This window comes from candidate division TA06 bacterium (assembly GCA_004376575.1).
In the GTDB taxonomy this organism is placed as follows: domain Bacteria; phylum Hydrothermota; class DG-26; order E44-bin18; family E44-bin18; genus E44-bin18.
Map to the genome: position 1 here is coordinate 63,706 of SOJN01000142.1, position 14,104 is coordinate 77,809.

The 14,104-nt window shown below is 50.4% G+C and carries 14 protein-coding genes; all 14 read left to right on the top strand.

Annotation, left to right across the window (positions count from 1 at the left end; translation table 11 throughout):
* Positions 1 to 3 precede the first annotated feature (3 nt).
* The 14 genes from E3J62_11720 to E3J62_11785 all read left to right on the top strand — a co-directional run bounded on the left by E3J62_11720 (position 4) and on the right by E3J62_11785 (position 13,918).
* Positions 4 to 2,163 carry an LPS-assembly protein LptD gene (locus E3J62_11720; protein TET44004.1) on the top strand — a complete coding sequence of 720 codons (2,160 nt, stop codon included), beginning with the start codon at positions 4 to 6 and terminating at the stop codon, positions 2,161 to 2,163.
* 224 nt (positions 2,164 to 2,387) lie between these two features.
* Complete coding sequence (locus E3J62_11725) at positions 2,388 to 2,660, top strand: HU family DNA-binding protein (protein ID TET44005.1); 273 nt, start codon at positions 2,388 to 2,390, stop codon at positions 2,658 to 2,660.
* Positions 2,661 to 2,776: 116 nt separating this feature from the next.
* The gene (gene maf / locus E3J62_11730; protein TET44006.1) at positions 2,777 to 3,403 is read left to right on the top strand and encodes a septum formation protein Maf; all 627 of its coding nucleotides are present in this window, start codon (positions 2,777 to 2,779) and stop codon (positions 3,401 to 3,403) included.
* 98 nt (positions 3,404 to 3,501) lie between these two features.
* Positions 3,502 to 4,539: an S-methyl-5-thioribose-1-phosphate isomerase gene (gene mtnA / locus E3J62_11735; protein ID TET44019.1), complete on the top strand. Its 1,038-nt coding sequence runs from the start codon at positions 3,502 to 3,504 to the stop codon at positions 4,537 to 4,539.
* Positions 4,540 to 5,406, top strand: coding sequence for a glycosyltransferase family 2 protein (locus E3J62_11740; protein ID TET44007.1), 867 nt, complete (start codon positions 4,540 to 4,542; stop codon positions 5,404 to 5,406).
* A gap of 48 nt (positions 5,407 to 5,454) precedes the next feature.
* Entirely contained in the window at positions 5,455 to 6,990 is a 1,536-nt protein-coding gene (gene nadB / locus E3J62_11745) for an L-aspartate oxidase (GenBank protein ID TET44020.1), read from the top strand.
* Positions 6,991 to 7,122: 132 nt separating this feature from the next.
* The gene (locus tag E3J62_11750; GenBank protein ID TET44008.1) at positions 7,123 to 8,514 is read left to right on the top strand and encodes a Trk family potassium uptake protein; all 1,392 of its coding nucleotides are present in this window, start codon (positions 7,123 to 7,125) and stop codon (positions 8,512 to 8,514) included.
* A gap of 12 nt (positions 8,515 to 8,526) precedes the next feature.
* Entirely contained in the window at positions 8,527 to 9,210 is a 684-nt protein-coding gene (locus E3J62_11755; protein ID TET44009.1) for a TrkA family potassium uptake protein, read from the top strand.
* Complete coding sequence (locus E3J62_11760; protein TET44010.1) at positions 9,207 to 9,494, top strand: tetratricopeptide repeat protein; 288 nt, start codon at positions 9,207 to 9,209, stop codon at positions 9,492 to 9,494. The genes E3J62_11755 and E3J62_11760 overlap by 4 nt, the downstream gene beginning before the upstream one ends.
* Before the next feature lie 86 nt (positions 9,495 to 9,580).
* Positions 9,581 to 11,116 (top strand): HD domain-containing protein, encoded by a 1,536-nt coding sequence (locus E3J62_11765; GenBank protein TET44011.1) that lies wholly within the window; start codon positions 9,581 to 9,583, stop codon positions 11,114 to 11,116.
* Positions 11,098 to 11,922 (top strand): AmmeMemoRadiSam system protein B, encoded by an 825-nt coding sequence (amrB, locus tag E3J62_11770; GenBank protein TET44012.1) that lies wholly within the window; start codon positions 11,098 to 11,100, stop codon positions 11,920 to 11,922. Before E3J62_11765 ends, amrB begins: the two co-directional genes overlap by 19 nt.
* A 13-nt stretch (positions 11,923 to 11,935) precedes the next feature.
* A complete protein-coding gene (amrA, locus tag E3J62_11775) occupies positions 11,936 to 12,481 on the top strand; it encodes an AmmeMemoRadiSam system protein A (protein ID TET44013.1) in 546 nt (181 codons plus the stop codon).
* 14 nt (positions 12,482 to 12,495) lie between these two features.
* On the top strand, positions 12,496 to 13,692 hold the full coding sequence (locus E3J62_11780) for a 4Fe-4S binding protein (protein ID TET44014.1): 1,197 nt from the start codon (positions 12,496 to 12,498) through the stop codon (positions 13,690 to 13,692).
* Entirely contained in the window at positions 13,667 to 13,918 is a 252-nt protein-coding gene (locus E3J62_11785) for a hypothetical protein (GenBank protein ID TET44015.1), read from the top strand. Before E3J62_11780 ends, E3J62_11785 begins: the two co-directional genes overlap by 26 nt.
* The last annotated feature ends 186 nt before the right edge of the window (positions 13,919 to 14,104 follow it).

Sequence of the window (14,104 nt, forward strand, 5' to 3'; positions counted from 1 at the left end):
CAGATGTGTTGCAGAGTTCTACTGTTCCTCTTCTTCATTGGCATCAGTTCCATGGCGTCTTCTCAGCCGATCTCCACACAAAAAGACGAACCGATTGAGGAGACGAATTCAGCCGTGACTCCAGGTGTGGATGCTGAGGGAGAGAAAGACAAGGTCATCTATTCCTCTGAACAGATCAAGTATCTCGTCGACGAGCAAAAGGTCCTTCTGTATGGCGGTGCTCGCGCCGTGTATGGCACCGTGAGCATAGAAGCAGAGACTCTGATCTTTGACTTACGAAAGAAGGAGATAATAGCTCTTGGGCATCCTGTTCTCTACGACGGTGATCAGACAATATATGGTAAGAAGATGCGATATGAAATAGAAACAGGTTATGGAGAGGTGGTTGAGGGCAGAACAGCCATAGAGAAAGGATGGTTTGAAGGGAAGAAGACCAGAAAGGTAGGGAAAAACATCCTGGAGATTGAGGGCGGCAAATTCACAACCTGCGACAGAAAGCCACCTCACTACTTCTTTGCCGCAAGAAGAATGAAGGTCTATCAGGACGACATGGTAATCACTGAACCGCTACTCATGTACGTAGGTAACGTCCCCGTCTTCTTCATGCCATACTGGTTTTTTCCCATAAAGAAGGGAAGGCATTCCGGGTTTCTGATACCGAAGATCGGGACTGACAGTTATGATGGCAGATATGTGAAGAACCTCTCATACTTTCTCGTCCTGAATGACTATTCGGATATTCACTTCAGTTTTGACATCCTTGAAAAGAAAGGATTGAGGTCTGGTGTAGAAGGTGTATATGTCGTGAAACCATATCTGGAGGGCAGGATTTCTGGAGCATACATCGATGAGACACAAACGAACAGGAAGAGGTGGCGGGTTCAGGCAAGTCACAGGCAAAACCTTGGAAAGAAGACCGACCTGAGGGCAAGGGCCGATTTTCAGAGTGATGTTGACTACGAAGTTGACTATAACGAAAATAGAATAGTCCAGCTAAACAGGAGGCTGGAGTCATACCTTTCTCTGACAAAGACATGGAGCGGTGCAGGTGTAAACCTTGTCGCGAACAGGACTCACAACCTGGACAGTGATCAGATTTCACAGTTGCTTCCAAGAGCCAGCTTCAATCTTAGTAACAGGAGGATATTTGAATCAGCCCCGGGTGAGAGTGTGAGGTGGTACAATCGGTTGAGAGCATCATTCTCGACACTCATGGTCAACTCCAGAGAGGGTAAGGAAGGTGAGTATGTTGATAGAAGGGCGGCAGACACAAGATTGAACCTGAGCATGCCCGTAACCATTCTCGGGCACCTAAATGTGAGCCCCAGGCTGGGTTTTCAAGAAACCGTCTATGGTAGAGATACAACTTCTTCGAGTCTTCCCTGGCGGCACCACTACACGGCCGCCGTTGCCATCAACACTACACTATATGGACTTTCAAGGTTTGGGGTGGGCCCCATAGAGAGGTTCAGGCATGTCCTTAAGCCCAGTATCAGCTATTCTTATTCTCCTGAAGTAAAAGACACATTCTCTTATGTTCCTGGCATCGGGGGGGTGGCTGCTACTAACAGCTTCAGAGCTTCCATAGGGAACGACTTTCAGGCGAAGCTGGGACGGGGAGAGGGTTCTTCAATTCTGAACCTTGCCAGTCTTGACATAAGCGGATCCTACGACCTTCGCAGGACAGGCCGGAGACTTTCGGATATTGCCAGTTATCTGAGGGTGAGGCCCGTTGAACCCCTGGAGTTCGACATGAGGATGTCCCACAATCCATATGAGCGTAAACTGACGATGCTTTCGGCAACGGCGAGATTGAACCTGGCTCCCAGGGGATCTGCACTTTCCAGAATATTTGGAGGAGCACTCGCAGGCAACTACGTGAGAAACATTGCCGACAGAAGCAGGGATACGTACCAGGTCTGGGGGCGCGTTGACTTCCGGCCCACAGACAAATGGCACGTGGTGTATTCCCAAAGGTATGACGTGAACGATAGGAAGCTGATTGAGCAGAGCGTGAGAGTGAGCAGAGATCTCCATGCCTGGGAGGGACAGTTCGAGTGGCAGACATTTGGTGACAGATGGCGTTATGATGTGCGTATTAGCATGAAGGCCATACCTGAAATCAAGCTAGGGAAGGGACTCTTCGGCATTTTTCTCCCGTAGCGAATGTTGCAGATGTAAGGTGGTGTAAGTCTTTCATGGCACGGGAAATCAGGTGGTCCATCGTGGAATCCCTTGCTATTCTTGAAAAAACACTTGACAGGATTTTGGGTGGGTGATAAACTTTGTCAACCTCGACCTGCAATAGATGAGATTTGTGAAACAGGCTTCGCAGGCGGGATTCGGGGTCCCCTCTACGGTGGTCTGGGGAAAGGAGGTGAGTGGCAGTGAACAAGCAGAACCTTATCGAATGGGTATCAAAGGACGCGAAGCTTACCAAGAAGCAGGCTGGAATTGCTATTGACAGCGTGCTTTCCGGCGTGTCGAAGGCTCTGAAAAAGGGTGAGAGAGTAACGTTTGTTGGATTCGGCACCTTCTCAGTCAGAAGGAGAGCCGCCAGAAAGGCAAGGAACCCGCAGACGGGTGAGGTCATCAGGATTAGTGCAAGAAGAGTTCCCGTTTTCAAGGCCGGTACAGAGCTCAAGAGGTCGGTAAAGTAAGCTTCAGCTGCAAGGCAATTAGCCCTGCGCCACGGACTCTCTGTCTGGTGCAGGGCTATTTTCTTCTCCACCCAATTCCACTTGACCACTCCTCTTTTCAATGCTAATCTGGCATCATGGAACTGGTGCTTGCCTCTGCGTCCCCGTGGAAGGCAGAACTGTTGAAGGAAGTGGATTTCAGCTTCACGATTGACCCACCAGATGTAAGGGAGGATATCGAGTCTTACGGCTATGCGCCAGATATTTGTGAGCGGCTTGCCCTGTTGAAAGCAAGGCAGGTTAGGAGCAGACATGATGAGCAGGGTGTGGTTCTGGGCGCGGATACAATCGTACGTATTAAGAACACTATTCTCACAAAACCCGAGGACAGCAAAGGTGCCGCTCAAATGTTACGGCTTCTCAGCGGACGGACGCACATTGTAGAGACAGGAATTGCAATGGTGGGGCCGAGGGGAGAAGTTTGTGTGCGTGAGGCGACGGGAGTTCAGTTCCGGCCTATTAGTGAAGCCCAGATCCTGTCCTATGCGGCTTCAGGAGAGTGTATGGACAAGGCGGGCGCATATGCTGTCCAGGGCGGAGGGACAGATTTCGTTACGGAGATAGAGGGCGACTACTACAATGTTGTTGGAATGCCGATCACACTCGTTGTTGAACTGATTCGGCAAACTTATCCTGAGCTTCTGCCAAGCTCACCAGTCGTTCGATCCATAAATTCGGTGACGAGTTTATTCACTCAGGATTAGTGCTGAGCGAGCAAGTTGAATCAACATCCCTTGAATCAAACGTCACCGTAATTGCGAATCGAAGGACTAGGAAGACAGAAACGATGAATTACGTGTCTCTGGATTTCAGGACGATAGAGTGGGTGGACGGTAAGGTGAGAATCCTGGACCAGACCAGGCTTCCTGAAAAGACTGAGTACAGGGACTTGACCCGTGCTGAAGAGATGGCAGAGGCTATCAGATGCCTGGCGGTAAGAGGAGCCCCTCTGATTGGCGTAGCCGGAGCGTATGGTGTGGCTCTTTCAGCCCACAGCAGAAAAGCCAGTTCGCCTGAGAGACTTAAGGTGGATATCACAAAAGACATCCGTATGCTGGGGGCGACAAGGCCGACCGCGGTGAACCTTTTCTGGGCACTGGACAGGATGTCAGATGTCCTGGAATCGGCCGATAGTGTGGGAGAAATGAGAGAAACTCTTCTCAGTGAAGCGATATCCATTCATCTTGAAGATAGAGAAAAGTGTGAGATGATAGGTAGGAATGGGGCAACGCTGATTAACGATGGGTTCACAATTCTGACACACTGCAATGCTGGTGCCCTGGCTACCGGTGGAATAGGAACTGCACTTGCTGCCATCTACGTTGCCTCCGCCCAGAATAAGAGGGTGAAGGTTTTCGCATCAGAGACCCGGCCACTTCTTCAGGGAGCGAGACTCACAGCATGGGAGCTTTCTCGGAACAACATAGATGTGACACTCCTGGTCGACGGAGCAAGGGGGCATCTATTGACGAAAGGAAAAGTGGACTGCATAATAGTCGGGGCAGACAGGATAGCAGCAAATGGTGATACTGCAAACAAGATAGGAACCTATCCACTTTCTGTACTGGCACAAAAGCACAATATTCCTTTTTATGTGGCCGCACCTTTGAGTACTTTTGATTTGACGGCGCCGGCGGGCGAAGCTATTCCCATCGAAGAAAGGGAGAGCAAGGAAGTGCTTTTCTTCGGGGGCACGAGGATTGGACCTGATAATGCAAAAGTTTTTAACCCTGCCTTCGATATTACACCACACGGCAATATTTCTTGCATCATAACTGAGAAACATATCCTGCATCCTCTTTTGGAAGAATCGATTGAGGACTGCTTCAGAACTCCTTAGATGGGAGATCACTTTGACATATCGGTTGTCATAGTCACCTTTAACAGTAGGAGATTTATTAGGGCATGCCTGGAGTCGGTAGTGAAAGCAGGGGATGGCGAGAACTGGAAGGTGATTGTTGTGGACAACGCTTCAATTGATGGCAGTGTCGATGTGGCAATGGAATACCCCAGTGTTGAAATCATCAGGAAAAACAGAAATGTCGGGTTTGCGGCTGGTGTGAATTCAGGGCTCCATGTTGCCGATTCAAAATATGTGCTTCTTCTCAATCCCGATACTGTCGTTACGGACGGTTCAATTCAAACCTTGAAAGAATATCTGGATGCCAATCCTGATGCTGCATGTGTTGCTCCACAACTTCTCGATTTCGATGGTTCGATTCAGCCCTCGTGCAGAGAGTTTCCTACTCTGAGGACGATTCTTGCAGAGTTCTTCCTCCTTCCCGGAGTGAGAAGAAGGTTTCCGAACCTGGACAGGTACAGGATGGGATATTTCGACCATCGTTCCCGGAGAGAAGTTGATCAACCGATGGCATCCTGCATGTTACTCAGAAAAGGTGTTCTTAATAAGATAGGTCATCTCGACGAGTCCATGCCCATTTTTTTCAACGATGTGGATCTCTGCAGGAGGATGAAGGAGAAAGGGTGGCGAATTGTGTTTCTGCCCGATGCGAAGGTATATCACTATTACGGCGCCTCCACAAAGGCCTTAGGGGTCAATCGTCAGTTGTATCTTGCCTGGTCCATGTACAGATACTTGAGAAAGCATGAGCCAGATCTCCTGGTTTATCTTTGCGGGCCTTTGCTCATTGTTGGCTATCTTTTTAAATCTATATACTCAATGATGTTTGGGATAAGGAGGGGATAGGGAAACTTGGAATCCGTTCAGACAGACTTTCTTGTTATTGGAAGCGGAATGGCCGGACTCACGTTTGCCTTGAATGCGTCAGAGCACGCAAAGGTTGTTGTGGTCACCAAGAAAGAGCAGGCGGAGTCCAACACCAACTATGCCCAGGGAGGGATAGCCGCCGTATTCGGTGATGATGACAGTTACGATCTCCATGAGGAGGACACAATACAAGCAGGCGCTGGACTGTGTAACGAGAGGGCAGTCAAAATAATGGTCGAAGAGGGTCCAAGGTTGATAGATGAACTGGTTGATTTAGGCGCTCACTTCACTGGGTCAGGTTCCAGATTTGATCTATGGAGAGAAGGCGGCCATTCCAGAGAGAGGGTCATCCATTTCGAAGACCGGACCGGCTATGAAATTGAGAGGGCTCTAATCCAGAAGGTAAAGGCCAGGGACAATATCCTTATTCTTGAAAATAGAACTGCGGTAGACCTCATACTAGATGAGAATGGTTGTCGAGGCGCATATGTGTTCGACAATGAGAGCGGCAAATTGGAGGCCTTTGTTGCCAGTACGACCATGTTGGCTGCCGGGGGAGCCGGCCAGACCTATCTTCACACCACTAATCCCCCAATAGCCACAGGGGATGGGATCGCAATGGCTTACAGAGCAGGTGCAAAGATAGCAAACATGGAGTTTGTTCAGTTCCATCCCACATCACTCTACTTCCCGGGAACCGGAGATAGGGCTCTTCTGATATCTGAGGCTACCAGGGGGGCTGGTGCAGTCCTGAGGACCAGGTCCGGTGAGGCTTTCATGGAAAAGTACAGTGACAAAGGCAGTCTCGCATCAAGGGATGTGGTGGCCAGAGCAATTGACAGCGAACTCAAGATCCGCGGTGATGAGTTTGTATATCTGGACATGACCGGCACAGGGGCACGGAAGATCAGATCCAAGTTTCCAAACATATATAAGGCGTGCCTTGAGAGAGGGATTGACATGACAAGTCAGCCAATTCCTGTTGTTCCTGCTGCCCACTACATGTGCGGGGGAGTTCTCACCGATACTGAAGCAAGGACTTCGCTTCCAAGGCTCTACTGTGCTGGTGAAACCGCCTACACTGGTGTGCACGGTGCAAATCGGCTTGCAAGCAATTCCCTGTTGGAAGCTCTCGTCTTCTCCAAGCGTGCGTACAGATCAGCAGTAGGGGAGAAGGCAGCCGCACCACCTCCTCGTCTGGAGCCGCCTTTTCAAAAGGGATCGTCTGGGGCCAAAGAAAGGGTAGTCATCACCCATACACGCTTCGAGATTAAAAGGTTAATGTGGGACTACGTGGGGATTGTCAGAAATTCAGCAAGACTGAAGAAAGCACGACTCAGAATTGATGAACTGATCAAAGAGGTGGAGGAGATGTTCTCGGATCTTCCCATAGGCAGTCAATTGCTGGAGCTTAGAAACCTGGCATCTGTCTCCCTGATGGTGATTGCCTGCGCGAACATGAGGAAAGAGTCGAGAGGACTCCATTACAATAAGGACTATCCAGATAGGGATGATGAGCATTGGAAACACAATACAATACTACAGGTTTCTAATCCGCAGTAGGGCTGAGTTATTGCCTTGACAAGACTTGCGGGGGTGATATAATACTCAGTGGAGTAGCAGATACGTAGGGTCGTAACCTGTGTTTCGTAGTTTGCTGCTCCATTTAACATAGAAAGAAGCGTCAGGGGCGGCATGGGAAGGATGAGAAGCTCCATATTCAAAAGGGAGTTGACGCCGTCTCGCGTCCTTATTTTTGGGTATGCGAGCCTCATACTGATAGGGACCGTGTTGCTTGCCATACCAGCGTCTTCGTCAAGAGCCGCGGGGAGGGCTTCTCTAGTCGATGCCTATTTTACTGCCTCCTCAGCCATTTGTGTTACTGGCCTCATTGTGAGGGACACTCAGCACGATTTCAGTCCCCTGGGAAAGGCGATATTACTTGTACTGATGCAAATCGGTGGTCTTGGATACATGACTCTTGCTACTTCTTTTTCGCTGCTGTTACGGAGGAGGATATCGTTAAAGGAGAGGCTTGTTACAAGCGAGGGGCTGGGCCAGCTCACTCTTGAAGATTTGGGCAAATTCGCCCTCAAGGTGTTTATTGTTACTGCCGTGTTGGAACTTGTAGGGGGGGCCATTCTTGCTTTACGATTTAGTATGGCTGGCATTCCCGTGCCAAGGTCACTTGCGTTCGGGCTGTTCCACTCGGTGAGTGCGTTCTGCAACGCCGGCTTCTCAGTGTTTTCTCGAAACCTTTCCGGTTTTACCGATGACGCGCTGATAAGCTTCACCGTTATGTCGCTCTTCATTGTTGGCGGGCTGGGTTTTATCGTCTTGAGGGATCTGTACCGGAGGTTGATTAAGAGGAGCGTAAAAAGACTATCCGAGCACACCAAGCTCGTCCTTGTAGTGACTAGCATACTTCTCTTGCTCGGCTTCACAGGGGTACTTCTCCTTGAAAATGGAAGAGCCATGGCTGGTTTGAGTGTAAAGACTAAACTGATTGCCTCCTTGTTTCAGGGCGCAACCCCGAGAACGGCGGGTTTCTCGACGCTCAACATAGGAAGTCTCGCAGCTCCAACCCTGTTTCTCATGGTGTTCTTCATGTTTATCGGGGCTTCGCCTGGAGGCACTGGCGGCGGAATAAAAACGACAACTTTCGGCAGCGCTCTGATGAAGCTATATTCGGTTCTCTCCGGAAGGGCACACGTTTCTGCATTCGGGAGAAGCCTTTCAGAATTCGTGACCACAAGGGCACTCGTTCTCATTCTGGCCGGTATTCTAATAGTGACCATGGGGACGGGACTCCTGCTTGTGTCTGAAGGTCAGGCGATTGCCAGGAAGGGATTTCTCGGTGTCCTGTTCGAAGAGGTGAGCGCGTTCGGAACTGTAGGGCTCTCGGTAGGATCCTATACACGGACGCAGACGAGTCTTTCGCATGACTTCACACCGTTTGGAAAGGTAGTCATTGCTCTGACCATGCTCGCGGGCAGGGTTGGTCCGCTGACCGTTGGGGTCGCAGTCGTGCTCCGTCAGAGAAAAGAAGTATTCGTCTATCCTGAAGGAAGAGTTATGATAGGATAGGAGGAACGAATTGTGCGCCAGTTTGCTGTGATAGGCCTGGGAAGGTTCGGAAGTTCAGTAGCAAGGACTCTTGTAGAGAGAGGTCATGAGGTTCTTGCCATCGACTCTGAAGAGGAGAAAGTCGCAGAAATTGCCGACCAGGTGACCCATGCCGTGCAACTTGACGCCTCTGACGAGAAAGCACTCAGGTCTGTTGGTGTTGCGGACGTGGACGTGGCGGTAGTCTCTGTTGGTGACATCTCCGCATCAATTCTCATAACTCTGCTTCTGAAAGAGCTCGGAGTGGGCCTGGTAGCGTCCAAGGCTCTTGATGCACTCCACGCAAAGGTTTTGAGGCGAGTAGGCGCGGACAAAATCATATTCCCCGAGAGGGACATGGGCGTAAGGGTGGCAGACAGCCTTTCCACACCGGGAATCTTTGATTATATTGAGGTCTCGCCAACTCACAGCATTGTGGAGCTCGTTGCTCCCGGGTCATTGCAGAGCAAGACCATGCGAGAGCTGGACTTGAGAGCCAAATATGGGGTTAATGTTATCGCCATAAAAAGAAAGAAACCAAAGATATCGAAAGAGGGAGCATCAGAAATAGAGGAGGAGTTCATCCTCGGACCAACAGCAGACGAGCAGATTGTCCATGGTGACTTGCTTGTGCTGCTGGGCAAGGATGAAGATATAGAAAAGCTGAAGAGACTATGAAGAAAGAACAGGACAAAGAAGAGAATCCCGAGGAGATGGCCAGAGAACGTCTGGAGCTGGGAAAATTCTACTTCCTCAATCAACGATATGAGGAAGCGATAGACCAGCTCAAGAAGGCTCTAACTTTTCAAAAAGACAGTGCTGACATATACTTTAATCTTGGCGTTGTCTATGAGGCGATCAACCAGGTCGCAGACGCCAAGGATAGTTTTGAGAAAGCTTTGAATCTTCAGCCCAATATGAAATCTGCCCAGGAACACCTTGACAAACTGGTTGGTGTATAGGTACAACCGTCAGGCTGCAGGCGTGACGACGAAAAGACTGGCTGTTGTTTTGGATTTAGATCCCCCGCCTTTCCGAGGTGCAGAGCATGGAGGCACCAAAACTCCTACTGGTGGAAGTTGACAAGATGGTGGCCAACTACTTGGCCGCGCAGTTCGCAGAAGTATCCGACACGCAGTTTGATGTGGGCGTCACCTTCAGTGGTGAAGATGCAGTAAATATGGTTTCAACGACCCCTTATGACATCGTTCTGATGGAGATCGCGCTTCCCGGAATCAACGCCGTAGAAGCGCTCAAGCAGATAAAAGACGTTGATGGAGACATACAGGTCATACTTGTCGGTGACGGACCATCGCCGGAATCGGTCTTGGAAGGCTTCAGGGAAGGTGCTTACGATTTCATAATGAAGCCATATAGTTTTGACCGGCTTCTGGAAACTGTCAAGAATGCAGTCGAAAGGCGAGAGGTTCTTCAAGAGAGGAAAAAGCTGATAAGAAACCTCTGGGAGGCCAGTGAAAAGCTGACTGCTGATAATGAGAAGCTCGCGGCATTTAAGGCCACGGCAGAAAAAAAACTGGAGAGGGGCCAGCAGCAAATGCGCGTGTTCACTTCTTATTTAGAGCAATCGAACACCGGATGTAGCCTGGCTGAGTGTGGAGAACTTGCTGTGCGCTCGGCTATCAAGATTCTAGGGAGGAAGGAAGTCGCTCTACTGTTTCTCGAGGAGGACTATCTGGTCGTCAGGAATGCGTCTGCTTTTGAGCCCGAGTTTCAAAGAGGCGGAAAGGTTCCTCTGACGCGTTTCGAGAGTTTGTTCAAGGAATCGAGGAGCGCCAGGGTAATTGAATTCAGAACGAAGGCTGGGGTCCGTTCCGTGGCTTGCGTGCCTCTGCTGAGGGGAGGAGAACCAGTCGGCGTATTATGTGTGGGCGGCAATGGAAATGACCTTCCTTTCGACAAGGCAGATCTTGCCGTACTGACAGAATTTGGAGGCGTTGTGTCCATTTCGCTTCGGAGTGCAGTGCTTCTGGACCGGATACACAGGACTCATCTCGAGGCCATACTGGCACTTCTTCTGGCCGCCGAGACAAAGGACCCTGACATAAGGGTCCATTCTCAGAGAGTTGCCGACTATTCTGTAAAGATAGGGCAGGAGCTGGGCTTGCCTGCACCAGATATTCTAATGGTAAGGTACGCTGCTCTGCTCCATGACCTTGGGAAGATAGGTCTGCCGGATGAACTCCTTAGAAAGACCGGTGAACCTACTGAAGCTGAGTTGGAAGAGATAAGACAACACGAGATATCGAGTGATAGGATTGTGACCCCGATGAAGTTTCTTGAACAAGCCAGGCCCATGATAAGGCACCACCACGAGAGATTTGATGGAGCCGGATACCCCGACGGCTTATCCGGTGACAGCATTCCGCTGGGGGCAAGGATAATTGCAGTTGCAGATTGTTTTGATGCACTCACCTCCACGCGCTCATACCATGAGAGGCTGAACAGGGATGAGGCATTGTTGAAAATGGAGGAGGACTACGGCTGGTTTGATCCAGAGATTCTAGAGGCGTTCAAGAAGGTTCTGGAGAAGGAGGCTGGGCCAGGATGGAAGGAAGAGAAGTAAGGGAACCTGCCGTTGCCGGTTCGTTCTACCCGGGTGACGAAAGTTCGCTCAGCGCGATAGTGGAGAGCCTCATCGCCTCAGTTCGCCCACAGCCTGTTGAGGGGCCTCCCCGTGTTCTGATCGTACCGCACGCAGGTTATCCCTATTCCGGTCAGACAGCAGCATACGCCTACAAAACAGTGAAGGGCCAGGAGTATGAAACTGTTGTGCTGGTGGGTCCAAGCCACTACGTACACCTGGAAGGGGCCGCACTCTATGCTGGAGACATCTGGCGCACGCCCCTTGGAGAGGTTCCTCTGGACAAAGAAGTGGCCTCAAAGATACTCGATTCGTACCCAAAAGCTACCGAAAGCTCTTCCGCCCACGCTGAAGAACATTCGTTGGAGGTTCAGGTTCCTTTCCTTCAGAAGGTTCTTGGGAATTTCAAGATTGTCCCTGCTCTCGTTTCTTCCACATCTGCGGCAGATGCTGCGGCACTGTCTGAGTCGATCGTCGCTGCCGCTTCAGGCAAACGTTCGCTGGTGGTGGCAAGTAGTGACCTCTATCATGGATACTCATACGAAGAATGCGTTTCGCAAACCAGGACATCCGTGAAGGCTATCATTGACGGTGATCCCCAGATGCTTGAACAGTCCTTCAGAAGCGGTGAATCTTCTGCATGCGGAGAGGGTGCCATTTTAACTGGACTGTGTGTGGCTAAGTCTCTTGGGGTCTTGCCGGTTCTTCTGCACCAGACTAACTCCGGTGATGTGATGGGAACCAGGTCTGGATATGTTGTAGGCTACTGTTCATTTGCATTCGTTTGAACCGGAGGATACAATGCTGACCGATGCGGAGAAAAAAGAGTTGCTGAGAATAGCCAGGAATAACCTGGAATCGGCTGTCAAAGGCACACCGAAGCCAGAATCGAGAGTCATGAGTGAAACGCTGGGGCAGGAGAGAGGGGTATTCGTCACACTGAAGAAACAGGGGGATCTGAGAGGGTGCATAGGTTACATACAGCCGGTCAAGCCATTGTACATTGCAGTTGGAGAGATGGCTGTTTCTGCAGGTACGGGTGATCCGAGATTTTCTCCTGTTGGGGAGAATGAACTTTCTGACATAACGATCGAGATATCCGTACTATCTCCTATGAAGCAAATTAAGGATGTTGAGGAGATAGAGGTAGGTCGCGACGGGATCTACATAGTCAAGGATTACTACTCAGGTGTGCTCTTGCCTCAGGTTGCCACGGAACACGACTGGGATGGAGAAAGATTCATCGAAGAGACTTGCCTGAAGGCTGGTCTTCCTCCTGATGCGTGGCAAAAGGGCGCTCAGATTTATAGTTTCAGTGCTGATATATTTCGCGAGACAGACGGCTAGGTTCGGTGTCTGTGGTGGGTAGAGGTGTGGCTCTTCGCGGGCTCAAGATATTCCTCATTTCAAGCTGGGTGGTTATCGCCTCATTCGGCCTACTGGCCCGTCCCTACATAATCCCCCACGCAGAAGTTGGCCTGCCCCAACTGCTGCTCGCCTTTCCTTCTGCGCACTCTTTCAGTGATGAACTGAAGAATCCTGCAAGGCGCGATGCGTACGCCAAAGACAGCTCTGTGCTGGGAAGCGTTGTCAGGAGCACAGACCTGGCTCCGAACATAAAGGGCTATAACGGAAACATATCGCTGCTGGTTGGAGTTTCGCACGATGGTACGATGACCGGAGTCGTTGTGCTTGAACACAGTGAGACCCCCTCTTACGTGAGGAGCCTCGCGAAGTGGGTGAACACATTCAGCGGCAGACACGTGACTGACAGTCTGGAAATGGGGAGGGACGTCGACGGAATGACCGGAGCAACCGTTAGTTCAAAAGCTATCATCGACATGGCCAGGATTTCATCCAGGGCAGTGGCCAAGCGAGTGTACAATATAGATGTTCCCGAAGAACCAAGTCCAAGGTTATCTCGCCGTGAGATGGCCAAGGCCGCGCTCGCGGTCCTCCTTTTTTCGATCGCGATCCTGGGGACTGTCAAAAGGAAGGATTCATACCGGTGGGTAACGCTGGGACTTGCTCTCGTCCTTGTGGGATTTGTCTATAACTTTCAGCTCTCCATCCTGAACCTCTCGGCAATACTGTCGCTCAAGCCCAGTGTCTCCCTTTCTTTCTGGTTGCTTTTCGGTCTCTCGGTCGTGACTGCACCGATACTGGGCAGAGTCTACTGCAACTGGATATGCCCTTTTGGCGCTGTCCAGGAGATTACTCACCGTATTCTTCCCAGAAAAGGGAAGGCGCCGCCTGCGCACAGAAATGCCGAGATTCTGAAGCTGGTGATACTCTGGGAGACGACGCTTGCAGCAATTCTCACGTCTAATTTGATGTATGCAGATTATGAGCCTTTCATGACCCTCTTTGCGAGAAGAGGGCCCATTCTTCTCTGGTTTTTCCTCGGAGTGGTCCTATTCTTCTCTCTGTTCAGGTATAGATTCTGGTGCAGGTACTTCTGCGCCCTGGGAGGCTTTTATTACCTGTTATCCCGATTTAAGCTGGCAAAGAAATATCATAGGGGAGGATTCGATGACTCAGAAGGAGATATTGAGTGAACTTGAAGAAATAGCATCTCGAGCGGGACTAAGGGTGAAGTATGACAAACTGGAGACAAAAGGCGGAGAGTGTCTGGTGGAGGGGAAGCCATACGTGATTATGAACGAAGTCCTGCCAGAAGAAGAGAAGATATCGATTCTTGTTTCCGCACTGAAGAAAGTCGACCTGGAAGGCATTTTCCTCAAACCCAAGGTAAGAGAAGTGATAATGCGTAACACGGAGTGAGCTGAATAGGCCCGATCCATCGAAAGATGGAGCGAGACATATTCAGTCCTTCGTCGGTGTGAGCCGACGAAGGGCAGACTTTCACGAAGGACGAAGAACGAAAACTCACCCCCTCTTTTCTTCCCTTCGGGCTCGCAATGGGCATATTACTCAAGAATGTGGCCTCGAAATGGTGTTATCTTCTTG

Excerpts from the sequence above, each read along its gene's own strand:
- E3J62_11760 (TET44010.1), top strand. The coding sequence starts at position 9,207 with ATGAAGAAAGAACAGGACAAAGAAGAGAATCCCGAGGAGATGGCCAGA.
- E3J62_11765 (TET44011.1), top strand. The coding sequence starts at position 9,581 with ATGGAGGCACCAAAACTCCTACTGGTGGAAGTTGACAAGATGGTGGCC.
- amrB (TET44012.1), top strand. The coding sequence starts at position 11,098 with ATGGAAGGAAGAGAAGTAAGGGAACCTGCCGTTGCCGGTTCGTTCTAC.
- E3J62_11720 (TET44004.1), top strand. The coding sequence starts at position 4 with ATGTGTTGCAGAGTTCTACTGTTCCTCTTCTTCATTGGCATCAGTTCC.
- amrA (TET44013.1), top strand. The coding sequence starts at position 11,936 with ATGCTGACCGATGCGGAGAAAAAAGAGTTGCTGAGAATAGCCAGGAAT.
- nadB (TET44020.1), top strand. The coding sequence starts at position 5,455 with ATGGCCGGACTCACGTTTGCCTTGAATGCGTCAGAGCACGCAAAGGTT.
- E3J62_11750 (TET44008.1), top strand. The coding sequence starts at position 7,123 with ATGGGAAGGATGAGAAGCTCCATATTCAAAAGGGAGTTGACGCCGTCT.
- maf (TET44006.1), top strand. The coding sequence starts at position 2,777 with ATGGAACTGGTGCTTGCCTCTGCGTCCCCGTGGAAGGCAGAACTGTTG.
- E3J62_11785 (TET44015.1), top strand. The coding sequence starts at position 13,667 with ATGACTCAGAAGGAGATATTGAGTGAACTTGAAGAAATAGCATCTCGA.
- E3J62_11740 (TET44007.1), top strand. The coding sequence starts at position 4,540 with ATGGGAGATCACTTTGACATATCGGTTGTCATAGTCACCTTTAACAGT.